23 protein-coding genes and 2 pseudogenes are annotated in these 24,505 nt (G+C 35.2%); 24 read left to right on the top strand and 1 reads right to left on the bottom strand.

Going from position 1 to position 24,505, the window contains the following annotated elements; translation table 11 throughout:
* The first annotated feature begins 253 nt into the window (after nt 1–253).
* The 5 genes from AMET_RS27090 (at nt 254) to AMET_RS18995 (ending at nt 4,000) form a co-directional block, all read left to right on the top strand.
* Nucleotides 254–1,495: a HAMP domain-containing sensor histidine kinase gene (locus AMET_RS27090; RefSeq protein ID WP_012064936.1), complete on the top strand. Its 1,242-nt coding sequence runs from the start codon at nt 254–256 to the stop codon at nt 1,493–1,495.
* Complete coding sequence (locus AMET_RS19005) at nt 1,492–2,001, top strand: ABC transporter ATP-binding protein (protein WP_012064935.1); 510 nt, start codon at nt 1,492–1,494, stop codon at nt 1,999–2,001. Before AMET_RS27090 ends, AMET_RS19005 begins: the two co-directional genes overlap by 4 nt.
* Before the next feature lie 26 nt (nt 2,002–2,027).
* On the top strand, nt 2,028–2,240 hold the full coding sequence (locus AMET_RS26685) for a hypothetical protein (protein ID WP_012064934.1): 213 nt from the start codon (nt 2,028–2,030) through the stop codon (nt 2,238–2,240).
* A gap of 438 nt (nt 2,241–2,678) precedes the next feature.
* Nucleotides 2,679–3,575, top strand: a complete 897-nt coding sequence (locus AMET_RS19000; protein WP_012064933.1) for a hypothetical protein — start codon at nt 2,679–2,681, stop codon at nt 3,573–3,575.
* Between the two features lie 164 nt (nt 3,576–3,739).
* Entirely contained in the window at nt 3,740–4,000 is a 261-nt protein-coding gene (locus AMET_RS18995; protein WP_012064932.1) for a hypothetical protein, read from the top strand.
* Between the two features lie 276 nt (nt 4,001–4,276).
* Here AMET_RS18995 and AMET_RS18990 read toward each other — a convergent pair whose 3' ends face one another.
* A complete protein-coding gene (locus tag AMET_RS18990) occupies nt 4,277–5,734 on the bottom strand; it encodes an FAD-dependent oxidoreductase (RefSeq protein ID WP_012064931.1) in 1,458 nt (485 codons plus the stop codon).
* A gap of 292 nt (nt 5,735–6,026) precedes the next feature.
* Here AMET_RS18990 and AMET_RS24525 point away from each other — a divergent pair, with 292 nt between their 5' ends.
* From AMET_RS24525 to AMET_RS18910, 19 genes and pseudogenes are all read left to right on the top strand, one after another.
* Nucleotides 6,027–6,629, top strand: coding sequence for a TetR/AcrR family transcriptional regulator (locus tag AMET_RS24525; protein WP_012064930.1), 603 nt, complete (start codon nt 6,027–6,029; stop codon nt 6,627–6,629).
* A 296-nt stretch (nt 6,630–6,925) separates the two neighbouring features.
* Nucleotides 6,926–7,165, top strand: a complete 240-nt coding sequence (locus AMET_RS18980; protein ID WP_198135363.1) for a hypothetical protein — start codon at nt 6,926–6,928, stop codon at nt 7,163–7,165.
* Between the two features lie 36 nt (nt 7,166–7,201).
* Complete coding sequence (locus AMET_RS25950) at nt 7,202–7,339, top strand: hypothetical protein (RefSeq protein WP_012064929.1); 138 nt, start codon at nt 7,202–7,204, stop codon at nt 7,337–7,339.
* Nucleotides 7,340–7,542: 203 nt separating this feature from the next.
* Nucleotides 7,543–8,133 carry a TetR/AcrR family transcriptional regulator gene (locus AMET_RS24520; RefSeq protein ID WP_012064928.1) on the top strand — a complete coding sequence of 197 codons (591 nt, stop codon included), beginning with the start codon at nt 7,543–7,545 and terminating at the stop codon, nt 8,131–8,133.
* A gap of 159 nt (nt 8,134–8,292) precedes the next feature.
* Entirely contained in the window at nt 8,293–10,557 is a 2,265-nt protein-coding gene (locus AMET_RS18970; protein WP_012064927.1) for an FAD-binding protein, read from the top strand.
* 610 nt (nt 10,558–11,167) lie between these two features.
* Nucleotides 11,168–12,238: pseudogene (locus tag AMET_RS25190) on the top strand (IS630 family transposase).
* A gap of 3 nt (nt 12,239–12,241) precedes the next feature.
* The gene (locus tag AMET_RS27200) at nt 12,242–12,469 is read left to right on the top strand and encodes a zinc ribbon domain-containing protein (RefSeq protein ID WP_334290556.1); all 228 of its coding nucleotides are present in this window, start codon (nt 12,242–12,244) and stop codon (nt 12,467–12,469) included.
* A gap of 221 nt (nt 12,470–12,690) precedes the next feature.
* A complete protein-coding gene (locus AMET_RS25410; protein WP_198135362.1) occupies nt 12,691–12,855 on the top strand; it encodes a hypothetical protein in 165 nt (54 codons plus the stop codon).
* 337 nt (nt 12,856–13,192) lie between these two features.
* Nucleotides 13,193–13,639, top strand: a complete 447-nt coding sequence (locus AMET_RS18955) for a TMEM165/GDT1 family protein (RefSeq protein ID WP_012064926.1) — start codon at nt 13,193–13,195, stop codon at nt 13,637–13,639.
* 115 nt (nt 13,640–13,754) lie between these two features.
* Nucleotides 13,755–15,323, top strand: a complete 1,569-nt coding sequence (gene istA, locus AMET_RS18950) for an IS21 family transposase (protein WP_049765184.1) — start codon at nt 13,755–13,757, stop codon at nt 15,321–15,323.
* Nucleotides 15,311–16,054, top strand: a complete 744-nt coding sequence (istB, locus tag AMET_RS18945) for an IS21-like element helper ATPase IstB (protein ID WP_012062302.1) — start codon at nt 15,311–15,313, stop codon at nt 16,052–16,054. The genes istA and istB overlap by 13 nt, the downstream gene beginning before the upstream one ends.
* Before the next feature lie 24 nt (nt 16,055–16,078).
* Nucleotides 16,079–16,267, top strand: coding sequence for a hypothetical protein (locus AMET_RS18940; protein WP_041720379.1), 189 nt, complete (start codon nt 16,079–16,081; stop codon nt 16,265–16,267).
* 52 nt (nt 16,268–16,319) lie between these two features.
* Nucleotides 16,320–17,795 carry an MBL fold metallo-hydrolase gene (locus tag AMET_RS26680; RefSeq protein WP_012064925.1) on the top strand — a complete coding sequence of 492 codons (1,476 nt, stop codon included), beginning with the start codon at nt 16,320–16,322 and terminating at the stop codon, nt 17,793–17,795.
* A gap of 252 nt (nt 17,796–18,047) precedes the next feature.
* A complete protein-coding gene (locus AMET_RS18930; protein ID WP_012064924.1) occupies nt 18,048–18,677 on the top strand; it encodes a TetR/AcrR family transcriptional regulator in 630 nt (209 codons plus the stop codon).
* Nucleotides 18,678–18,756: 79 nt separating this feature from the next.
* Nucleotides 18,757–19,401: a VOC family protein gene (locus AMET_RS18925; protein WP_012064923.1), complete on the top strand. Its 645-nt coding sequence runs from the start codon at nt 18,757–18,759 to the stop codon at nt 19,399–19,401.
* Nucleotides 19,402–19,599: 198 nt separating this feature from the next.
* A pseudogene (locus AMET_RS25945) lies at nt 19,600–19,818 on the top strand (ABC transporter ATP-binding protein); the annotation flags it as partial.
* A gap of 137 nt (nt 19,819–19,955) precedes the next feature.
* A complete protein-coding gene (locus AMET_RS18920; RefSeq protein WP_083761048.1) occupies nt 19,956–20,603 on the top strand; it encodes a TrmO family methyltransferase domain-containing protein in 648 nt (215 codons plus the stop codon).
* A 68-nt stretch (nt 20,604–20,671) separates the two neighbouring features.
* A complete protein-coding gene (locus AMET_RS18915; protein WP_049765304.1) occupies nt 20,672–23,332 on the top strand; it encodes an ATP-binding cassette domain-containing protein in 2,661 nt (886 codons plus the stop codon).
* Nucleotides 23,329–24,204 (top strand): AraC family transcriptional regulator, encoded by an 876-nt coding sequence (locus AMET_RS18910; RefSeq protein WP_012064921.1) that lies wholly within the window; start codon nt 23,329–23,331, stop codon nt 24,202–24,204. The genes AMET_RS18915 and AMET_RS18910 overlap by 4 nt, the downstream gene beginning before the upstream one ends.
* Nucleotides 24,205–24,505: the final 301 nt, after the last annotated feature.

Genomic DNA, 24,505 nt, shown 5'->3' with positions numbered 1-24,505 from the left:
AATTTTTCTATGGGAATGAAGCAGAGTTTCAAAAGAGTAAAAGAACAACTACGAATAATTTTGTTGTGATCGCACCATTATTTACACTTTTATTATGTGTTTTATGGGGTGGAGGTCAAAGTGGAGCATATAACTGGTGGTATACTATGTTTCTTCCAGGAATGCTAGCTATTATTTCTGCTCAAGTAATTACAAGAGAGAAAATCTTATCCTATAAAGGAGTATTTTTATATCCTAAAGACAAAGGTTCTATATGGTTTTAATTATTATTTTATTGTTAGTTAATTATTCCCTATTTGCTTCAGCCTCAATGGTGTATCCAGCAAATTATTCTGAAAAAGTGATTCAAAAGAATTATGAGGAACTAAAGAATACACCTAAGGTAACAATGGATTTATTAACACCAATGAGTAGTTTTGGCGTTTATTCAGAAGATGGACACTTTTTATATGGAAATTTTTCTTCAGAGAATAAAAAAATAAATTGGGATAGTTATAGTAAAGGGGATAAGTCAATAGGTTTATCAAATTATATTATTAGTATTGCAAGAGAAAAGGATATATTGATTATTAACTATCCATTAACTATGCATTTTAGAAGTGAAAAATTGAGGAGCGTTTTACCTAATGCAGAAGTAGCTATTATATTTTTGTTTTTTCTTCAACTTATTACAATAATTGTCTTGTGGTCTAATAGATTTGCGAAAAGGGTTAATAGTGAATTAAAAGCCCTTCTAATAACAACGGAAAAAATACAAGAACAGAACTTAGATTTTAACGTAGGCAATAGTAATATAGAAGAGATAGGTATGGTCCTTAAAGGGATTGAAAAGATGAAAAACTCTTTAAAGATTGCGTTGGAGGAACAATGGTTATTAGAGAAGCAAAAGAGGGAACAGGTTTCAGCTTTGGCTCATGATATAAAAAACCCTCTTACTATAGTTAAAGGTAATACCGAATTACTTAAGGAAACAGAATTGACGAAGGAGCAAAAAAACTACTGCAATTATATAAAGGAAAGCAGTGAACAAATGCATGAATATATTCAAGAATTATTGACTTTTACAAAAAATGAAATTGATAAAGAACATCCAAATGAAAATATCAAGGTTATAAAAGTGCTAAATTCTTTAAAAAGTCAAAGCGAGGCTTTAAGTAAAATAAAAAATATTAACTTAGTTTGGAAAATAGATATTGAAGAAAATCAATATATAAAAGGAAATGAAAATGAATTAGAACGTGCAATGATGAATATTATTATAAATGCTTTTGACTTTTCTCCAAACGGATCAACTATTGCCATGTATGGTGCCGCGGATAATTGTGAACTAACTATCCAAGTAATAGATCAGGGCAACGGTTTTTCTAAAAAGATGTTAAGGTATGGAAAAGAGCAGTTTTTTATGGAAAATGAAAGTAGAACAAAAACTGGACATCATGGATTAGGTTTATATATTGCAAACACCGCTCCGGAGCCGGAAAGACAACAATCATGAGCCTGATCTCTCGTTTTGGGGATGTTACGGAGGGCAGTATCACAATAAACCAGCAGGACATCAAGGACGTTTCGCCGGACGCACTGGCTTCTCAAATTGCGGTGGTGTTTCAGGATGTGTACCTGCTCCATGATACCGTGGGTAACAATATTAAAATCGGTAAGCCTGAGGCCACAGAGGATGAAATTATCGAGGCTGCAAAAGCTGCCCACTGCCACGACTTGATAGTCGCTATGGAACAGGGCTATGATACGGTAATCGGAGAAGGAGGCTCAACGCTTTCGGGCGGGGAACGGCAAAGGGTTTCCATAGCCAGGGCACTTTTGAAAAACGCCCCCATTGTGTTGCTGGACGAAACCACCTCCAGTCTGGATGCAGATAATGAACGAGAAATCCAGCGTGCTTTCAAGCGCTTGATGCAGGGAAAAACCGTGTTCGTCATCGCCCATCGGCTAAACACGATTATAAATGCAGACAACATCATTGTTCTGGAAAAGGGCAAATAAAGGAAAGCGGCAACCATGAAACGCTGATGAAAAAAGGCGGTTGGTATGCGAGTATGGTACAGGAACAGCGAAAGGCTGAAAATGGTCTGTGGCGGAATAAGAAAGGATGTACTGATATGAAAACAAAAATAAACATAGAAAAACTTCAGGCAAAGGATTTTAAGCGGCTCTTATCTCTTATATCGTTTTTCCTGCTGGAATGCCATTGGCGTGCAGTTCCGTTTGTTCATGTTTACTGACAGCTATTTGAAATGAGCAACCGAGCTGGGGCTCAGCGAAGGCTATATTGCGTTTTAAAGTCAATACGCTACATTGTGGATGTGGGTAATCATCATTATCGGTTCAGTCATTGTCGCTGTGATTGGTATGCTTACCAGCCACAAGCTCTTTTCAAAGCATACTTGAGATAAGAAACCGCACCTTCATGCAGGGGGATATGTAGAGCTGTTCCCTCTGGATGGAATGTGTTTTCTGAGCAGCTCTAACGGGTATTATTTGTAATTTAATTAAGGAAGATATATAAACTTTTTCCAAATAAATCCGATATAAATTACAATGAGGATGTTAAAAAAGGTTGAGCAATACAATATCCTAAATACTTTATTGCAATAAACGGCATATATGCCAAAACATTAGCCAAAAAAATAAACTATATGGAGAAATGGAGGGAATTTGAATTGAGCAGGGTTACTTTTTATACTACTACAGCTAGTTACCCCGTATCTAATCTTACTAATAGTAAGATTAATAAGGTTAAGGAAAGCAGTTCAAATAATGTTCATAACGATGAAGTTTTCATAAGTAATGAGTCAAGAAAGATGTTTCTAGCTCTCAAAGAGCATGATTCTAACAGTCCCTTAAAGTTTGATGAACAGTTTCTAAACAAAGACTATTCTGAACAAAGGAAATTAGACTTTGCTAAGAGCATCTCAGAACGACAAAACATCGATCCTTTGGAAAATGAATTTCAAATTCTTGGGGTAGAATATACATTTAAAGCAGGAACCTTTGAAGCGTTTCTTTACGAAAAACTAGAAGGTAAAGTAAACAATACTTCATTAATTGCAAGTGAAATTGCCGAAAAAATTAGAGGCACCGTTAACAATACAAATGGCACGATTGAAGATCGTGCTGTTAATAGGAAAACTGCTTTAGAGCTTTCCAAGTATATTGCACAAAATTATTTTGATAACCTTGATGAAGCAAATGACTTCTTGTCTGTAGTTAACAAATATGCTGAAAACGACATATTGCGTGAAAAGGGATATGTGGTTTTTGATAATTCAGATATGGAACCTTTCAAGTCTTACACATTCCCAACTGCTCCTGATGGTTATATTCGTGTAAGTGCCTTTGTAGAGAAATATGGAGATACAAGTCTCAAAGAGATTTTCAATGACCGTGTCAAATTAGATGATTTTATTAAGGCAATGCATAAAAATGCTGAAAAGTGGAGAGAAGAAATTGTTAAAGACTTCGATGTAAACGAGCGACGTGTGCAAAGTATTATAGATAAATCCAGCCCTTTAGATGAAGAGTACATACAAAATATTATAAGTAAATTTTTTATATGAAAATATAGCATTGTGTTTTGTTGAAAATCTCGTATACAAATTTATTTTTGTATGCTGTGCATTTCAAATTGGTTTTGAGGGCGATGTTATGGTTTAAATAGCAGATACACAATCCAGCCTCAGACAAAGGGACAGAGTCAGACAAAGGGACAGGGAATTGTCTGTTGTCAAACATTAGAATTATTTGCGACAGAAAAGGAAATTTAGATTATAAAGAAAGGCATAGACTTTCTGATGAAGAGCTAATAAAATTAATCGAAAAGCAATATGGAGTAAAGAGGGGTTTTCTTCATAATTTATTTGGAGGCTTGTTTGTATCTAATAAAGAAAAAGGTGGTTGCTGCAATATCGAACTGGAAGAGGTTGCAGAAGAGAAAAGCGATAATGAAAACGATAGTGAAGAAACAAAGCAAAAAAACGGTTGATATGTTCTCGCGTACTTCGAGTGAAAAATCACCTCTGACATCAATGCTACCCTCTCAAGCCATGTTGAGTGTGTAGTATTGATGTCAAGGGTTTAAGAATAGCAAACAGAAAAAGGTTATAAATACAGGGTTTCGAGACATTGAGTGTTTATTTCGGCTATTTTGCTAGAAGTATAAATGTTGAGAAAGCTTTGTTTAAAATGTTTGCGGGAATATATCATATTATGTTCCTATGTCTGTTCAATTTCTTTATACAACCTATTTGAGCATGATTATCTATTTTACTTCCTTTGCAGCTTCTCTTCCTGCTACTCTTCCCAATGTAAAGGACATTGTTATTGAAGTACCACTTGCAGGATAAACTTCATTATACAGTTGACCATTGGCTACTTCACCTGCTGCAAATAAACCTTTAACAGCATTTCCTTCAGGATTTAAAACTCTACCTTCTAAAGTAACTTTTGGGCCTCCAATGGATCCAATCATAGCTGGTGTCACCTTTACAGCATAGTAAGGTCCTTCTTCAATTACATTTAATTCTCCAGCCTTTCCAAAGTCTTCATCTACTCCTAATCCAGCTAATTGGTTATAACGTTCTACAGTTTCAACTAAATTCTCTACCGGCAGACCAATAGCTTCAGCCAAGTCTTCAATGGTTTCTCCTTTAAATCCGTAACCGTCTTCAATCCCTGACTCAATGATTTCTGTTGGTGTGTTTTTATCAATAATAACATAATAAGCGTCATATCCATTTTTCGCCATAATGTCAACTACAACAGCATAATGTTCATTTTCTTGTACAAATCTTTCTCCATTTGGATTAACATATAGTCCTGGTAGGAAAACTAATCCTCCTAAAGGAGTTGTATAAGGATAATCAGGCCCCATACCTTTGAATCCAATGACACTATTTTTAGATACGATTTCTGCTCCAACTTCCCTTGCCATCACTAAACCGTCTCCAACGTTACCAACTGCAGAATAGGAGGTGTAATTATTGGCAACTGGTGCATATTCTGCGATTAACTCTGGGTTCCGATCATATCCCCCTGTGGCTAAAATTACTGCTTTAGCATTGATGATGATCTTTTCACCTTTTTCGTCTACTTCTGCCCCAACTATTTCATTTTCATCATTTACCAATAGCTTAGTTGCTGGTGCATTAGGAAGAATTTCAACACCTTTTTCTCTAGCAGTTTTTTCTAAAGGTTGAATTAATCCCATTCCTCTGCCTTCTTTTGGAGTATGACCTCTCAGGGCAGGACTAACTCCTTGAGGTGATAAACCTTCAGCGAATTCTACCCCTTGTTCCTCTAACCATTCAAAGGTTTCACCTGAATGGGATGCAATATAGTTAATTAGATCTACATCCACATTCCCTTCTGCCATATCAATCCAATAGGCAGCTAAGTCTTCCCAAGTTTCTGTGATGCCTTGCTGTTTTTGAATAGGTGTTTCAGCCCCGTACATAATTCCTGCTGAAATTAAGGTGCTTCCTCCAAGATAAGACATTTTTTCAACTAAAATAACAGAAGCTCCTTCATCTGCCGCTTCAATTGCTGCCGCCAGGCCCGCTGCTCCACCACCAATTACCAATATATCCTTTTCAATTACTTTGCCTTCTGTATCTGTCTCATCCTTTGCGGTTGGGTTACTGGAAGTTGTACACCCCGCCAAAAGCCCTACTATCAATAAAACTGAAACAAAGACTAAAAATCTTTTTTTACTTAACATTTGTATTCCCCCTTGAAAATATTATGCGTTCATGTATAATACGAGTTTATTATATCTCCTAAAAAAGGATAGTACAAGATATTTTTTTAACAATAACTAATTTTTTTCAAACGTATTTATAATGTAATTTAGTATTTGTAATTGTTTTAGCATTTAGATTTATTTTAGCATCATAAAATACTTAAACATGCATAGATGCATAAATTCTCTGTTTTTTATTAACAAGATATCAATTGTGTTAACCAATTAAATATGCTAAAATGAAAAAAACATATGTAAGGACGGTTCATATATGATGCCAATAGATACAAAAGAAAAAGATATGGAGAATATTTTAATTCAAAAATCCCTTGAGATATTTTCCATCAAGGGATATGCTGCCACTAATCTTACAGACATAACAAATGCCCTTGGTATTTCGCGTGGTCCTATTTATTATCATTTTAAGGATAAGTTTGGTTTATATAAAGCAGCCTTTAATTACTACGAGATAGATTTACGGCAAACCCATGCAAAAATCATTGCACAAGATTTGCATATCATCAGTTTTATTGAAGCTGTAATCTATGACTGTGGCAAAAGACATACCAAATACGGCCTTAATTTCTTTTTTGGAATCGATACAATAGAAGAATTATCTCCTATTAAAAAACTCCAAAACAACCTGATTGAAGATATTTATCAGCAAAAGATGGACTATGTCATACGTTTAATTGAAAAGGGAGAAATCAGAAGGACAACTGACCCAAAACAGATAGTAGACTTAATTTATCTCGTTTATTTTGGCCTTTTTAATGCGATACAAGTTAATATGTTGAAGGATTATAGCGAAAGAGAAATTAAAAATCTCATTAGAGTTCTACTATCAGGTATTGAAAAGTATTACTGCGACTAAAGTTTAATGAAGCAGACAAAGCAGACAACGGGACAGACCACTTTTTCAGAGGTCTCCTCTGTGTCTGTGGAAAAATAACAGTGCTAACCGACCGTCAATCATGAGGTGAATTCTCTTGGTTGGCGGTTTTTGTACTCTACGATTAATAATTATAATTTTTATAAATACTCATTGATAATTGGGTCTATTAAGGATAGATTTACAATGTGAAGTCTATACCGCATAGACCAAGGAGGTGTAGCAATGAGTGAATTATTTCTTACTGTTTTAAATATGAGCCTACCTTTGTAATGACTTTGTATCAAGATGAATACAGGTATTACAAAATTCCTAAAGAGGATTATTCGGAAATGGCGGCGATGGTTGAAACAAACTACTCCTATAATCAGAGTATAATATTTAATGAGCATGAGAACGGCAATGATACTATCTTCACAGATGGCGGAAACAAGCTGCTGCAAGACCAAACCAGTTTTGATGTTGAAAGTAATTTAGCTATCATTATGTCGTCGCCAAAGACTTCTTCCAATCCATAGGATTATATCAATGCCCTGTCCATCCGCCAGCAGATTATGTTTCCAAATTATGAGTATGACGGTCAGGATCCAATTGAGAAACTTATCTATGATACGGAAATCAAAGGGATTGCAGATAAAATCTTAACGCATTACTCAGACTATGAGGATGACTTGGATATCCCCATCCCCTAAGGAAACAAGTAACTGACAGGGAATTTATGACGGTTGAGAGGCTTACCTCATGGGGATCGTTTTTGTTAAAATTTTTAAATACTAATATACGTCCCCTTGCTACTTGATATCTGATCTTTCAAATATTATGGTTTTGTGTTAAAATCAGGATAGCATTTTAGACGGTGGAAATTAGCAGGAATAATATAAAAGGAGTCAGTGCAATGAGTAAAAAACAAACAAAACGTGATATACAAGCAGAGCAAACCTATCATAAGCTTCTGGACATGTCCTTAGAGTTGGTGAAAAGGCATGGTTATCACAAAGTGACAATAAGCCAAATATGTGATGCTTGTGGATGTGCAAAGGGGACTTTTTATAACTATTTTGATAGCAAAACAGATATACTTTATCGATTAGCTATACAATTAAATGAGAAGCTATCAACAATGTTTTCCTATGATGAAACTAAATCTGCAAAAGAACTTTACTTGCAATATGTTTATTCTTATATGGAGCTTGTCAAAGAGGATGGGTATGCTTTTTCTAAAAATTATTTACAGATGTTAATATCTGAATCAATGTCTGGGGAAAAAGTAGGTTTGAATATACAAAAAGAATATCTATTTTATCTACTAGATCGAGGTAGGAATAGTGGGGAATTTACAAAAAATATAGATAATAAGGAGTTTTTTAATCTATGGCAAGCCACCGTATTAGGTGTTCTAGCCATGTGGGCTATTGAAGACAATAATTATGATGTCACCAAGGAAGGATGTAATGCTTTATCCCACATAATAAAGACAATGATATAAAAGCAGGAGTCTCTAAAAAGGAGAGTCCTTTTTTATTTGTAAAAAACTTCTTTAGATTATTGACAAAACCTTAACTACAGTTTAATATTTTATTAACGACCGAAGGTCACTGAACCGAAGTCACCAAAACAGGTGAATTACATAAGGGGGAAAATACGAATGAAACAAATGCAAAAACAAGTGGTATTCTTCTTGATTACAATTATGATGGTATCTATGTTGGTTGGATGTAGTCAAGAGACAGGAACGTCGAAAGAAACAGGATCTACCAGAGAAGCTACCTTCACTGGTGTAGCTAGGGGATATGGTGGAGAAGTAGAAGTAACTATCACCTTTGATGAAGATAAAATGATTTCAGTTATTGCTATTGGAGATAATGAAACAACTGGAATAGGTACGAATGCACTAGAAAAACTTCCAGAAGCGATATTAGAAACTAATTCAGCTGATGTAGAAGCAATTTCAGGTGCCACAGTGACAAGTAAAGCAATTAAAGAGGCGGCTCAATCTGCCATAGCACAATCTAGAGGTGAAGCGACTGCAGAATTACCAGAGCTGATGATGACACCTGGGACATATGTGGGACAAGCACAGGGTTATGCTGGAACACTTGAAGTAACAGTTGAGGTGTCTGAAAATGAAATCATTTCTATTGAGCTGACAGATAACATTCCGCAAGAAAATGAAATGATTGATAGAGAGTTTTGGGCTGCTAAATATCCTGTAGCTATGTTAAGAGATACACCGCAAATATTAAAAACGGTTACGGATCGATTGCCAGATAGAATTGTGGAATCACAATCTTTAGCTGTGGATGTTATTTCAGGTGCCACAGTATCAAGTAGTGGTTTTATGATGGCAGTAAGGGATGCCATTGTACAGGCTGGAGGAAACCCTGCCGCCCTTAATCGTCCTATAGAAAAAAACACGGCAGAAGAGGTTTACGAAGCTGATGTAGTAATAATTGGTGGCGGAACATCAGGTACATCAGCAGTTGCATCTGCAAAGGATGAAGGGGCAAGTGTAATATTAATAGAAAAATCAGGTCGTGTTGGGGGTACTGGATCTCTATCAAGTCAACCAATGACTTTAGGTGCAAGCATTCAATTAGAAAATAATGTAGACATAATGGATGAAGACGAACTCTTTGAAGAATGGATGGCACAAAATCATTGGTATGTAAATGGAGGAACGCTTAGAAGATTCTTACAAACTACTGGTAGTACAGTAGATTGGTTAGCAGAAAGAGGCGGATTTAACTGGGGGTTAAGCCCATGGTCGCAGCATTGGATAGTAGATTATGTAGATGATTCCTTAGGTAGTATGGGAGTGGCAGATTCATTTGAACAGCTTATATCGGATGTAGATATGGTGCTTTATGAAACTACAGGCAAGTCACTAATTGTAGATAGCCATGGTGCTGTTGTCGGTGTAATAGCTGAAAAATATGATGGGACAAAGGTTACAGTAAATGCTAAATCGGTTATTATAGCAACGGGTGGAATGCTTGGAAATAAAGATTTGATGGAACAATACAATAATGGTTACTCCTATGAAATATTTGGCTTAGCTCAAAATATTGGAGAAGGTTTCGAAATGGCATTGGAGGCAGGGGCAGTTGAATGGAATGTAGGTGGTGTGGCTGCCCACTTAACAGATGTTGCTGGCAGAAGAAGAGTAGGCGGTTTTGATATCTATGATACTTCTATCCCTTACACACTTTCTATCACTCCTAGTCTTTTAAAGGTAAATCAAAGGGGAGAGCGCTTTATGGATGAAAATGCAAAGGCAGGCTCCATGAACTCCAGCACAAACTTTGTTTTAGCAAATGGTAGTCATAACTTCACAATAGTATCTCAACAACAAGTAGAAGTATTAAAAGCAGAAGGTTTAGCAGGAATAGGTATGGATACAGTTCCTCCTGGAGCTAACTTCTTTCTACAACCACTTGAGCCTGACTATAAGATGGAGAATATCGAAGCAGTATTAGCAGCAGGAGAGGAGATCGAAATTGCTTATAAAGGGGATACACTTGAAGAACTAGCAGAAGTAACAGGCATGGATCCTGCAACCTTTGTAAGAAATGTTGAAAGATATAATAAAATGGCTGAGGAAGGTAGAGATAGCTACTTCAATAAGCCAGTTCAATATATGAATCATCTTGGTAATGAAGGACCATATTATGCAATCAAGGCTGTTCCTTTAGCCTATAGTTCTTTAGGTGGTGTAAGAGTAGACGAAAATATGCAGGCATTAACAGCTGATGGAAGACCAATCACAGGATTATATGCAGTCGGGGTAGAGTCTATAGGTTCGGTTCTAGATGGAGTTGCTTATCCTAAATTAGATGGTGTAGCACTAGGATGGGGATTTAACTCAGGTCGAATCGGTGGAATAGAAGCTGGAAAAGCAGCATTAAAATAGCAAATAAAAAAACACAAAACACAAAGGAGGAAAACACAAAGGTACGGCAGGCTGCATAATAATAGCCTGCCGTACCTCTGTGTTTGGGGCTATTTCCCCACAGCCCCTTTTATGTTTCTGTACTCCTAATGGCAACAAGCTTGGCTGCAGTGTATGATACTGCCATTATCGAAATAAAGATAAAGGGCAAAGTATAGAAGCCGACGGAACGAAAGACCTTGAAGACCGCTTCGGGATTATTGGGAGAGAGTATTGCCGAGAGTCTTCGACAAAAATCTATAAAATAATTTAATTTATAAACGTCGCTAATTAAAATTACAGCTAGAATAATTGACCAAACAGGAATTTGCAATTTAGGGTGATTGTAATTAGAGTCCGTATTTTAGGATCTATGGTTGATTATATAATTTATCAAAAGACCTCCACTAGTCATATAAATTGCTTGAAGAATAACAATAGACGCAGAATTCATATCTAAATTTAAGAAAACTATATTTGCTAATATATAATTTGCAGTAAACTTATTACACGGTAAAAATAACCACCGCTAATTCAAATTGTTCCGTGGTATTATGTAAACTATAATACTTTAAATAGGATGGTGGTTAAAATGCTTAAAAATGATGATGTTCTTGGTACCGAAAGCAAAATTTCTGAGATTGAAGCGATCAAGCACGCTATAAGAAATTCAAAAGATAAACGCATGTATCGGCGGTATATAGTAATTCTTCATCACCTAAAAGGCTCTAGTAATAAATCTATTGCAGATGCTCTTGATCTGTGTCAGCATACTGTGGGTACCTATATTAGAAAGTATAAAAAAGAAGGTATTTCGGGTTTGAACTTAAAATATAGCCCTGGCGCTCCTCGTATGCTTACGAGTGTGCAAGAAGAAGAACTAGTAGAAGTGGTAACCACAAAGACTCCAGATGAAGTTGGCTTTGAACCTAGAAAAAACTGGACTATTGCCCTCATTCGTCAATGGGTTATTAATACATTTGATGTAAAGTACAGTCCAAGAGGGATGGCAGAAGTGCTATATCGATTAGATCTCAGTTATACTAGACGAACCTATTACACTGGAAAAAGCTGATGTCCAAAAGCAAGAAGCCTTTAAGCAAGAATTTGAGGTTAAAAAAAACCTAGTTGACGGAAAAATTGACCATATTCTATTTCAGGATGAATCTATGATTCGTGATTACCAAGCCATTCAAAAGACATGGTTTTTAAAAGGTAAGCAGCAATCATCCCTACATACGGTAAACGTGAGGGTGTGAAGCTTTTAGGTGTACTCAACTATGAAACAGGCCATATTTATTGTCAAGAAGAAGAAAAATATGATGCAGAAATATTTTTAGGCTTTTTAAAAAACATTCTAGAGATATATCCTACTGGTAAAATTGTAATGATTTTAGACAATGCTAGAATACATCATGCTAAGCTGATTCAACCATTTCTAGAAGAACAACGCTCTAGATTAGAATTAGAATTAGTATTCTTACCACCTTATAGCCCAAATCTTAACCTTATTGAAGGCTTATGGGGATGGTTAAAATCTGAGATAATAAACAATGTTTTCTATACTGATACTAGAAAAATAAAAATAGCTGTAAGAAAATTTATCCGCTCTATTAATCAAGATCTTCCAAGGATTATAGATCGTCTTTGTGTGCAAATGTAAAATATTTATTACAAACTATATATTTTAGAATATAAAAGTAAATTTAATAGCATTGAATTTGTAAAAGCGGATAGGTTTTATCCTTCAAGTAAAACTTGCTCATGTTGTGGCGAAATCAAGAAAGATTTAAAACTTAAAGATAGAGTTTTTATTTGTCCATCATGTAATAATGAGATTGATAGGGACAAAAATGCGTCAATAAATTTTTCAAGATATGGAAAATCAGCATAGCATCACTAACAAGATGATGCTGATATGTACTGTTCGTTACGCAGGAATTTAAGCCTTTGGAGCAACATATCAAACTGAAGTAGTCTTATGACGAAACAGGTTGCGTTGAATAAGGAATAAATCTCTAAATGTTAGATTTTAGTAGATTTTATGTAACGGATGTTAAACTATGTGTCGATATACGAAGAGGTAAAAGAAAGAAATAAACTGGAGGCGTTGAAATGTCAATAATATCTAAAATAAATTTATTAGAGCAACCGGAGCAGTATGTTTTATCTATCCGCACCACTATTCATTTCAATGATTACCCCAATACTGCCAAGGAAGCCTACAAGAAAATAATGAAGATTGTAAGTCTAATTAAAAATTGTGGGGTGATATTATAACAAGTTAATCCTAAGTTAAGTACATTATAAATTTGATACTCTATTGATAATTATATTGGGGAATGATAAAATAATATGAGTTCTAAAAGGGAGTAGCTATGGGAAACCAAGATAAGATCAACATACCGGAGTGATCCTGGTCTTATCTGCTTTAATGATATTAAAGAAGCGAGACTTTTAGATTATTGGGCGAATTGTCTGATAATCTAAAAGTCTTCTTTTATTTAATCTGGGAGGTCTTTATGTATACAGCAGTTGGAAGCATATAAATCCTGGTCAGAGGAAGTAGTACGGTTTATTCAGTTAGTATGTTGTGATAAAGAAAAGGAGTGAGGATATGATTCAAGAGATACTAAAGGCATTTATGTTGATTTTTATAGCAGAAATGGGTGATAAGACTCAAATTCTTGCAATGGCTTTTGCAACGCGTTTTTCCGTTGGAAAGGTTCTAATTGGAATCGGAATTGGAGCTTTTCTTAATCACGGTCTAGCAGTGCTTATAGGAAGCTATCTTTCTCAAATGATTCCTATTAGCACCATTCAGATGGTAGCAGGAATTGCATTTTTAGGATTCGCACTATGGACACTAAAGTCTGATGACGACCAAGATGAACCCAAAATTCAATTTGGACCAATAGCTACCGTCGCTGTAGCCTTCTTTTTAGGTGAGCTTGGTGATAAAACACAGTTAACAGCAATCACGTTGGCTGCAGATACATCCTATCCATTTATGATATTAGTGGGAACCGTTACAGGTATGATTGCTACAGGATGTAACTGGTAAAATAAAAGGGAGAGATTTTGGCAAACAAAAACGGAGAATAATTTCCAATTTACTACAATAATAATATCCCTTCTGGTAGAATTAGTTAGCTAGTGACACCAGAGGAGGAATGAAATTGAAGGAGTGGAATATGTTTGCTGAAATCCAAGGATACAAGTCCAAAGGACTGAATAAATCACAGGTAGCAAGGAGGCTGGAGATCGACTATAAAACAGTACATAAATATTGGGATATGACACCAGATGAATTTGCAAGCTTAAGACAAAGAACTGAATCTAGAGAAAGGAAGGTGGACAAATATAAGGACGAAGTCTTAGCATGGATTAGAGAACATAGGGATTTATCAAGTGCTCAAATATATGATTGGCTAGAGGAAAAATATCATGTGCTGGACTTTAAGGATAGAACTTTACGACTATATGTCAATCACTTAAGGGAAGAACATAAGCTCCCTAAAGTAGTTTCAGCAAGGCAATTTGAGGAGGTGGATGAGCTTCCTATGGGATATCAAGCACAGGTTGACCTGGGCCAAATATGGCTAGATAAACCTGACAAAACAAGAATCAAAGTATATTGCTTTGGTATGGTTTTATCCCATTCCAGACATAAATACATCTATTGGATAGACAAGCCCTTTACTACCCAGACATTCATTGAGGCCCATAATAAAGCCTTTGAATATTTTGGAGGAATGCCTAAGGAGGTTGTTTATGACCAGGACAGAGTCCTAGTGGTATCAGAAAATCATGGAGATATCATATACACAGAAGGATTTCAAAACTATATTAATTCCCTTAAGTTTAAAGTGTACCTTTGCAGGGGTTATGACCCACAGAGTAAAGGGAAAATTGAAGCCGTAGTGAAATATGCCAAGTATAATTTTGCAAAGAATAGAACATTTGTAGATATTGACTCATTTAATGATGATTCGCTGAAATGGTTAGAAAGAAGAGGTAATAAAAAAGTCCATGAAACAACAAAGAAGGTACCGGCAGAAGTGTTTGCCCTGGAAAAGGAACACTTAAAGCCAATACCCACTCTATTTGTAAACACAACTAATACAAATAGTTTAACCTATCTCGTTAGAAAAAACAATACAGTTTTTTACAAGCAAAATAGATACCAAGTCCCTACGGGAACCTATTCTCCAGGGAAAGAGGTTAAATTAATTATTAAGAAAGATACCATGGAAATTAAGAACCAAGATACAGAACAGTTAATTATTGAACATAAAATCAGTCAGGATAAAGGAAAATTAGTGAAAATAGAGCACTATGATAGGAATGAGAGTAAACACTGTACAAGTCATGAAATCTACAACAAAGTGTTAAAAAGCTTAGACCATACTGAAAAGGCTAATGAATTTGTTGATGTATTAAAAATAGAGAAGCCAAGACACTTTAAAGATCAATTTGCCCTAATAATGAATACAGTAAAAAACCAAGACAAATCAATTGTTCAAAGGGCATTAAGCTACTGTATTGAAAGGAAATTGTTTAGCGCAGGGCTCTTGAAGGATGCCATACAGTACTTAAAACTTGAAGAAAACAGACAACTAAATAAGAAGTACTTTAAAGCTGACATAACTACTCCTTCAAAATATCAGGATTTAAAGCCTCAAGTACGAGATATTAGAGAATACATGAGTGCCCTGAAGGAGGATAAAAGAAAATGGAAAAATTAGAATCAATAAAGGATCACGCTAAAAAACTCAAATTGAACTACTTAAATACCAATGCAGATTCCATCGTTGAAAATGCTGACATAAACAACATTTCATATCAGAATCTTTTACTGTCAATATTAGAAAACGAAGTCGATCTCAGAGAGAAAAAGGCCCAGGAACGCAGAGTTAAGGCTGCAGGCTTTCCGGTACTTAAGACAATAGAAGAGTTCGATCTAACCTTTCAAAGATCGATTACCCAAAGACAAATCAATAGTCTTATTGAGATGGACTGGATAGATAGAATGTATAATCTAATACTTTTAGGCCCTCCAGGGGTAGGTAAAAGCCACTTGTGTATTGCATTAGGGTACAAGGCTGTAGAGATGGGCTACAAGGTTAGCTTCACCACCATGGACAATCTGATGCACTGTTTAAAAACACAGGAGATATCAAGAAAAAGCAAAGGGAAAATCAACAATGTTTTATCTTCTAGTCTTCTGATCATCGATGAGCTAGGTTACCTCCCCATATCAAGAGAAGAAGCGAACTTGTTTTTCCAATTAATATCAGCCCTTCATGAACAAACATCGTTAATTATTACCTCCAACAAAGGGCTTGAAGATTGGACCGAGTTATTAGGGGACCCCGCTTTAACCACGGCAGTGTTAGATAGAATCACTTACAGATGTGAGCTATTTAATATGACAGGTAAGAGCTATAGATTAGAACATCGAGAATCATTGTTTTAATAGATGAAGGAGGCGATTGTGATTATGTTGTTAAGAGAGAAAGATTTAAAAAAGTATTTGTTTAGCAGAAGGATAACTATCTCTGATGGCTTAAAGCAGGAATTATTAAATGAGTATGGATCTCCTGTAGAAGATGATGAAGGTCATATTTTCGAGTATACGGAGCAAGATATTTATGAGCAAATCAGAAAAGTCATAAGAGATAAAAACTAATATTCGTTTAATAAAGTTCAGTGATTATAAGATAAATTACAAGCAGTAGTGTATGGAGAGATTTGGAAATTACTATGGAAAACTATTTGCCAAAATTTCTCCAAAAACACTTGCCAGTTACACAGGAGCGTTAGGCATTTTTGTAGGTATAAAATTGGGTGATAAGGTTCCGGAATTAGGAATTAAATTATTTGCGGCGTCCATATTTATGATTTTTGGTATCCAAAAGCTGTGGCAAACTGTCCCCGAACAATATTTAAATCCTAAATTTGTTGTTCCATTTTTCTTTGTTTTAATATTAATTGTAACTTTAATGGCAAGGAAATTAATTCAAGGCGTTAGCGTGGGCATACAATCTAAATTCAAAGCAAAATCGAAATTGATTCATGATTACTATCAACACCTTCAAGAAGATCTTGAAAACATCTGTATGGGACCAGAATTTTGCAATGCCTGTCAAGGTCATCAATGTGCTATAGGTCATGCAAAATATATCATTCGAGAGTCTCTCGTTAATCCGGATTGGCAAGGAGAATCTAGAAAAATAGAATTTTCCTATCGGGATAAACCGTTTATTAATGAAGAAATTTTAGATAGCTTGATAGATACACTTTGGCTAATCGAGAATGTGAAGGATGAAAAGAGGGTGAAGAATGTAAACTTGGTTAGGAATCAATTGGAATCAATTCTCATTGGTGGGGCAATCGGAAACGTAGAAGGTATTCCTTCATATATTAACGAAGTTGAAAAAGAAAACAACGAGTTGGCTATAAGAATTGAAAGTGCCTACAAGATGAGAAAACCTGCTGAGGATCGAATAATAAACATTGGAAATAGGATTAGTAATATTTATATGATTGAAATGGAAGATGGGTATTTGCTTATCGATACAGGCTACAAAGAGCACTATAAAAAATTTAAGGAAGCATTGAAAAATAGAAATATATCACTAGATGATATTGCATATGTCTTTATTACACATGCACATGACGACCATGTTGGATTTCTAAATGAGATTCTTGAAAAGACGAAAGCGAAAGTAATTCTTCACCCTGAATCGATAAAAAGACTAAAAACTGGACAAAACTCATTCGATGGTGGATGTAGCAGTGTGATAGCATGGAGCTTTTGTCAGATGATGAAACTATTTGGTAAAGGAGATCATCGATTTCAACCAGTTGATTCTCCAAATCGATATGTGATTGTAACAAAAGATACCAAGCTAGAAATTGAGAAAATGCTTTCAGCAAAGATTATTGAGTTACCTGGACATACAAAAGATTCCATTGGTTTATTGTTTGAAAATAGCGTACTTTTTTGTGGCGATGCAGCCATGAATGGCATACCAAGCCGTAATCATATAATAGTTTGGATAGAAAGTTTGAAAGACTATGAAACTTCATGGATGAAGATGATTAGTCTAGATTTCAAAACTGTTTACCCATCTCATGGGAAGCCTTTTGCAAAACAAAAGTTAGTCGAAAATAAATGTGAACTCAAGAAAATACATCTGCATTCACTTAAGTAGTTGGAAATGGTATTGCTAAATGGTTATTTTTATATTGAAAATAATAATTAGTGACATTTTTAAGAGAAAAATGGTGATGTCGTTATAAATCTTATGAATGGTATTTTGTAAATATGTAATAGTATCTGTCGCTGTCAAAAAACAAATGAAGAAAAAGCAGCAAAAGATTTAACCTGTATCGGGTATCTCTTGACAAAATAATAAAAAACAGGTAAGATAACACTGTTATCTTAGGAGGAGGAGGCAGTTGGATTGAGTAATGAACTAAGTGTGAAAGAAAAAATTATGCATTTTGCCAAACAAGAATTTCTCTATCATGGATTTAAGGATGCATCGTTGCGTAATATTGCTGCAGCTACAGGGATGACAACGGGTGCAATATATACTTATTTCAAGGATAAAAATGCTCTCTTTGAAGCAATTGTGGATCCTGTTTGCATTCAAGTAAAAGAGATATTTGATGCATTGAGTTCTTCTTATTATGATACGGAGACGGTAATTAGTGATATTACTATACAAAAATCACTAGATAATTTCTATTTAATCTATGATTTTATTTATAAACATTTCGATGTTTTTAGGCTCTTAGTTGTTGAGGCAGATGGTTCTTCAAAATCTGATTTTGTGCATACAATTGTTGATTATGAGGTAAAACACACTCTTGCTTATTTAGATAGGATGAAAAAAAAGAATAATCTATATGTTGAAATAGACTGTTCAACTCTACATATTATTTCAGAAAGTTATATTAATGCACTACTAGAGCCTGTTCGTCACAATATGAGTCATGAAGAAGCGCTTAAAAATTTGGATTTTTTAGTAATATTTTATTCCGGTGGGTGGCAGAGTGTATTTAATGAGTTGTTCAATGAAAAAAAATAATTAAAAGTAATATCTAATCATAATCAGAATAATTATAACTATTAAAAAATCTACTATATACGGAGAGGAGTAAATTACATTGCGAGCAGGACATTTAATCTATAAAGTCAACAATTTAAAAAACGCTGTGGAAGAATGGGAAAATAAAGGGTTTGTAGTGGAATATGGAAAGCCGAAAAATCCAATAAATGCATTAATATATTTTAGTGAAGGACCTTATATTGAACTGCTAGAATCTACTGGTATGCCTAAGTTTGTCAAAGGTGTTTTTAAGATTGCTGGAAAAAAGGAATTCGTGCAAAGATTGGATGAATGGGATCTAGGAAGCGAAGGATGGCTCGGGTTCTGTATTGAAAACGATTCAGAGGATTTAGAATATGAAATCTCAATTCTGAAAAATTATAAAAGAAAAGGCGTTTATCTAAAAAATGGAGGAAGGGTCGATGTTCATGGAAGAGATTTAAGATGCAAAGTTTTTTTCCCAAACGATTTGGGATTACCTTTTTTAATGAGTTATTTCAACATTGATCCCAAACCCAAAGATTTTATTCACCCTAATGGAATAAGCAAAGTTTCAGAAGTTGTTTTTTCAACAAATAAAGAGTCCGCATATATTCTGAATCAACTTCTCAATGACTCTTCTGTAACGGTTGAAATATCAGGAGAAAAGGGTGTTGTAAAGGAGGTGTTATTTTGTAATTCAGAAATAAACAGAAAAATTTAAAAATCGAATTTAAAAATATTAGCTATGGAAATAATATTTTTTTGACCATTGGATGAAAATGAATATCAATATCATGAATTAATTGATTATGTGTATTATTTTAGTAAACAGCTCTAAATCTGTTTTGTATGTTTTGATTACACCTGTCATGTCTCAAAGTATTATGCGAAGCATGCATTTGAATCAGGCCTTCAGCCAAGCAATGTGGATCCCATTAATGAGCACCGAATTCAGCAGGCAATAAGCAATTTGGCAAAAAATCGCACGGTAATAGTAATCGCACATCATCTGCGAACCACAAGAAATGCAGATCAAATCGTCGTACTACAGAATGGTTCAATTGCTGAAAAGGGTAAGCACGAGGAACTTATTAAGAACAATGGACTTTATTCGATTCTATGGGAAGCACAAATATGAAGAAGGCAATGAGTAGGTACAGAAACTCTTGAATAATTATAAAAAATTTCTAAAATAAAGGATAGCAGGAATGGAAAAGTATCCCTGACCACCATTTGATATAATGGACCTAGATAATTAAGGAGAGTAGGAGGATTATGATGAAGTGGTTGGAAATTGGTACGTTAACTGTCGATGATAAGAAGAATGCACTTCTTGTAAATTTGCATGAAGGATATGAAAAAGCACTGAATAAGCTGGATATGTTTTCCCATTGCATGCTTTATTGCCTTCTGGAAGATAGGATTGAAGTATATGTGGCAAAAATTCTTGAAATAAGTGAAAGGACAGGACAGCTCATAGTTAAAATATCTGGAACTAATACACAGCACCCACAAGAAAAGACAGAGGATTTAGAAATATTGGAAAAGGTAAAAGTCTCAGGACAACTCGTAGATATAAAACCCTATTTTCCAGCTGAAGAGGTTGTATTGGAGGCAGGGGAACCTAAGAAAAGGTTTTGTTTAAATTATACTGATCATGTAATCGGAGAGTATACCATGAATGGAAATAGATCTGTGATTCAACTTCATAAGGATGTTTTGGTTGAAATGGAAGCAAGCATGGAACTCAGAGAATTCATAAAAAAAGGGGATTACATCAGACTTTTATGGTGGTTTCACCGTTTTGATAAAGACTCCTTTCGCAGAACTCGTATGTGCAATCCTCCATATAATAATGCTCCTAGAACGGGGATATTTGCAACAAGATCACCGGTTCGACTGTTGTTCGAGTACAGCAGGTAGATTATTATAATGGAACCATTGATATCGAAGGATTTGACGGGTTTCAGGGTACAAAAGTATTTCAGATTATGTTCTACCAGCCATCAATAGATAGAGTTGAGGGGGCAATACTTCCTTCTTGGGTATCTCATTGGACCAAATATAAAAACTTTGACAGAGCAAAAGAGGTAGTAGTGTCACCTGAAAAACGTCAACTGGAAATGACTTCAAATGAAGAAAATGATGTTTTTTGTGCTGAGCTTGAGACAAATCTTGATATAAAAGATGAATATGATAATCAAGAGATACATGTACACAACGCTCGTATTCATAATCTAAAAAATGTATCCGTATCTATTTTGAAAAACAGCATCATCTTAATCACCGGGGTTAGTGGAAGTGGTAAATCTAGTTTAGCCTTTGATACGATTTTTACTGAGAGTCAAAAGCAGTTTATGGATTTGGTACTCTCAAATCAGATGTTGAATAATACGTTTTCTGATGTATATGTCGATAAGATAACGGGTTTACAGCCATCTATAGCCATTGAACAACGAAATTTGGGGGTAAATCCCAGATCTACAGTAGGATCAGTAACAAAGATTGCAGATGTTTTCAAACTTTTATTTGCCACAATAGGTAAGCGAGTATGTCCGTGGTGCCATCAAGTTGTTGATGACAGCAATGTTTGTAAAGACTGTGGTGCTATTTTGTTTGACAGAACGCCACAAGTATTCAGTTACAATCATCCCGATTATATGTGTCCCCTTTGTAAGGGGTTAGGAGTGGAGATGCGTATTGATGAGGAGAAGATTGTTGAGCATCCGGAGAAATCGCTATTGGACGGTGCTTCATCATTATATGGTGATTTAAGAAAACATAGGAAGAAACCTAATGCAAATTGGATGCGAGGCGAAATTTTAGCCTTAGCTGATGATATGAATGTAGATCTGGAATTGCCTTTTTACCGATTACCTAAGGAATTTAAGCAACAATTCTTCTATGGTTCAAATGGACGTGAAGTTAGTTTGGCTTATGAAAATTCAAAGGGAAGAAGCGGGGTGATCAGAAGACCTGTAGAAGGAGCTATAAATCTCATTCAGAGGCTAGCTCATGATACTAAAGCTACAAGAAGTACTGATCAAGTACACCAATTTATGTCTAAAAAGACCTGCAGTTGTTGCCAAGGAGAACGTTTACTTGAAGAAGGTAGATTGGTAAATATTCAAGGATATAGATATCCTGAAGTTGTAAGCTTAAGTATCGATAAGTTACGTAAATGGTGCCATAGGATTTATGAGCAACTTATCAAGGAACAGCAGGATAAAACAAGGATGATTTTTATAAAGCTTAATCAAAGACTTAAAAAAATACAAAGTGTAGGTTTAGGCTATATAACATTAAATAGAAGTGTACCTAGCTTATCTGGTGGAGAAGCACAGCGTTTAAAATTGGCAACTCAGTTTGGTACAGGGCTTTCTAATATTCTTTATATCATGGATGAGCCTTCAAAAGGATTACATCCTAAGGATTACCGATTTTTGATGGATGCCATTGTGGATTTAAAGAAGTATGGTAACACCGTTATTTTAGTAGAACATAAGAAAAGCTTTTTGACCATTGCCGACATGCATCTTCATATGGGGCCAAAAGCAGGGAGATATGGTGGAGAACTCGTTTTTGTACATCATCGAAAAGAGATTGAAAATCAGCTTATATCACAAGACTGTAGCGATGACTTTGACACTATCAAAGTTATTGACAGTGTCTCCCTGGATAACAACAAAGCCATAAAGGACACCTATATTCAACTAAAAGGAGTTACTACCAATAACTTGAAAAATATTGATGTTGCAATACCAATCGGGATGATGACAGCAGTTATAGGTGTTAGTGGTTCTGGAAAAAGTACTCTTATTTCAAAGACTCTGTATCCTTACATTATGAGTTCATTGGGAAGAACGGTTGAAGAGAAGGGGACTTTTCAAAAGGTAATCGGTATAGAATCCTTTGAAGATGTGTGCTATGTGAATCAGAAAGCAATTGGTAGTAATTCTAGATCGAATCCGGGAACTTATACAGGTGTGTTTGATTTAATAAGACAATGCTATGCAGATACTCAGCAGGCGAAAAAGAAGAATCTGTCAAAAGAATACTTTAGCTTTAATTCTAAAAAAGGGCAATGCCCGGAATGCAGTGGTCTTGGAGAAGTGGCAGTGAACATGCATTATATGGATAATTTATATGTTCCTTGTAACAAATGCCATGGGAAAAGATATTCTAAAGAGGTGTTGAAAATTACAAGAAAAGACTGTTCCATAGGAGATATCCTTGATATTGAAATTCATGATTTGCTAGAAGTTTTTCAGGAGGAAAAGGAAATTGTCAGGCAGCTTTCTATGCTTAATAAAGTTGGTTTAGGTTACCTTAAGCTTGGTCAAAGTGCTTCTACTTTATCAGGCGGTGAAGCACAAAGAATAAAGTTGGCTAAAGAGTTAAATAAAAATGAGTGTAAAAACATCCTTTACATTTTGGATGAACCAACCACTGGTCTCCATGAAGAAGATGTTGAAAAAGTCATAGATGTTTTAAAAGAACTGAAAGAAAAAGGTGCTACAATCATTATTATAGAACATAACCTTAAAATGATAAAGAAATGTGATTACATTGTTGAACTTGGACCTGGTGGTGTTCAAGGGGGGCATATCCTTCAAGCGGGGTTTCAAAAGCGTGAAGGAGACTTCATATGAATGCAAACAATAAGAATACTTATGTTGAACAAATCAATAAAGTACAAGATTATATAGAAAACCACCTAGATGAATCCCTTACAGTAAAACGTTTATCTCAAAGAGCCAATTTTAGCGAGTATCATTTTCAAAGAATATATGGTTCTATGACAGGAGAAAGTTTATATGGATTCATTAAGAGGATACGATTGGAAAAGGCAGCCCATATACTTTTGTTTGATAAAGACCGACCTATTATAGACATTGCCATGAGTGTAGGATTTTCTAATCAGACCTCTTTTGCAAAAGCCTTCAAATCTAAGTATGGAGTCTGCAGTAGTAGTTACCGAAAAACAAATGGTACTGTAAGCGAGACTGATTTTGTTAATAAGTACTTAGATAATCAGGATATGACAATAGATCCTCTGAAAATTGAGATACGAAGAGAGAAGGCAATCAAGCTGATTTATACCAGATATACAGGACCATACAAGAGAGACAGTGAACTTTTTTCTAATTTGTTTCAGAAGCTTTATCAATGGGCAGATCAAAGGAGGTTAATCTCATCAACCTCAAGATGGTTCGTTATCTATCATGATTTTGGGAACGAAACAGATGAAGATCAGTTACGGCTTAGTGTCTGTATGTCTGTCGATAGGAACCTTGCAGTAAGTGGAGATATTGGTATTCTAAATCTTCATGAAGGGCAGTATGCTGTTGGAAGTTTTATGGTAGAACCAAGTGAATACGACAAAGCCTGGTATTATATGTATGGCAAATGGCTTCCCACAAGTGGTCATAAACCTGATGACAGATTTTCTCTTGAACATTACCCTAAAGTGGAAGAACAGGGAGACAAACGTCTAGTAGAGATTTATATACCGATTGTTTGAGAGTGGCTCAACAAGTGTTAATCCCATATTGTGGAAAGAGTACGGATTATAGTGGGAAAGAATTTGAATATTCCCCAGGAGGATTCTTTATTTATTTTGGGAAAAATCATCATCTTTCTATCAAAACCAACATGGAGTGTGTGGTGTTGATACAGAAGAAATAGGTTGATATCAGTGGTTTAGAAGATTAAATATATAAATTCATTATATATTCCCCTAAAGGAGCGTTTAGGGGAGTTTTGCCTTTAGAGGGGTTGTACTATTTCGCGTATTATAACTACGTGAAAGCAAGGGAACGTCA

It is taken from the genome of Alkaliphilus metalliredigens QYMF (genome assembly GCF_000016985.1).
GTDB classification, from domain to species: domain Bacteria; phylum Bacillota; class Clostridia; order Peptostreptococcales; family Natronincolaceae; genus Alkaliphilus_A; species Alkaliphilus_A metalliredigens.
Note: the sequence above shows the minus strand (reverse complement) of the source record. Positions and strands in the feature narration are given on the sequence as shown.